The sequence below is a fragment of the Halomonas ramblicola genome, from assembly GCF_030409215.1.
GTDB classification, from domain to species: Bacteria; Pseudomonadota; Gammaproteobacteria; order Pseudomonadales; family Halomonadaceae; genus Halomonas; species Halomonas ramblicola.
Genome location: NZ_JAUFPL010000003.1, coordinates 1 through 916 on the forward strand (window position 1 = coordinate 1; position 916 = coordinate 916).

The 916-nt window shown below is 57.5% G+C and carries 1 rRNA gene; it reads right to left on the reverse strand.

Features of this window, described 5'->3' with window-relative positions:
- Positions 1-916: ribosomal RNA gene (locus tag QWY80_RS00495) — 16S ribosomal RNA — on the reverse strand; the annotation flags it as partial.

Here is a 916-nt window from a genome sequence, read left to right on the forward strand (position 1 = left end):
GTTCGCACGATGTCAAGGGTAGGTAAGGTTCTTCGCGTTGCATCGAATTAAACCACATGCTCCACCGCTTGTGCGGGCCCCCGTCAATTCATTTGAGTTTTAACCTTGCGGCCGTACTCCCCAGGCGGTCGACTTATCGCGTTAACTGCGCCACAAAGGTCTCGAGGACCCCAACGGCTAGTCGACATCGTTTACGGCGTGGACTACCAGGGTATCTAATCCTGTTTGCTACCCACGCTTTCGCACCTCAGCGTCAGTGTCAGTCCAGAAGGCCGCCTTCGCCACTGGTATTCCTCCCGATCTCTACGCATTTCACCGCTACACCGGGAATTCTACCTTCCTCTCCTGCACTCTAGCCTGACAGTTCCGGATGCCATTCCCAGGTTGAGCCCGGGGCTTTCACAACCGGCTTATCACGCCGCCTACGCGCGCTTTACGCCCAGTAATTCCGATTAACGCTCGCACCCTCCGTATTACCGCGGCTGCTGGCACGGAGTTAGCCGGTGCTTCTTCTGTGGGTGATGTCGCTCCTCCCGGCTATTCACCGAAAGGCCTTCTTCCCCACTGAAAGTGCTTTACAACCCGAAGGCCTTCTTCACACACGCGGCATGGCTGGATCAGGCTTGCGCCCATTGTCCAATATTCCCCACTGCTGCCTCCCGTAGGAGTTCGGGCCGTGTCTCAGTCCCGATGTGGCTGATCATCCTCTCAGACCAGCTACGGATCGTCGCCTTGGTGAGCCATTACCTCACCAACCAGCTAATCCGACATAGGCTCATCCGATAGCGCAAGGCCCGAAGGTCCCCTGCTTTCTCCCGTAGGACGTATGCGGTATTAGCCTGAGTTTCCCCAGGTTATCCCCCACTACCGGGCAGATTCCTATGCCTTACTCACCCGTCCGCCGCTCGACGCCCGG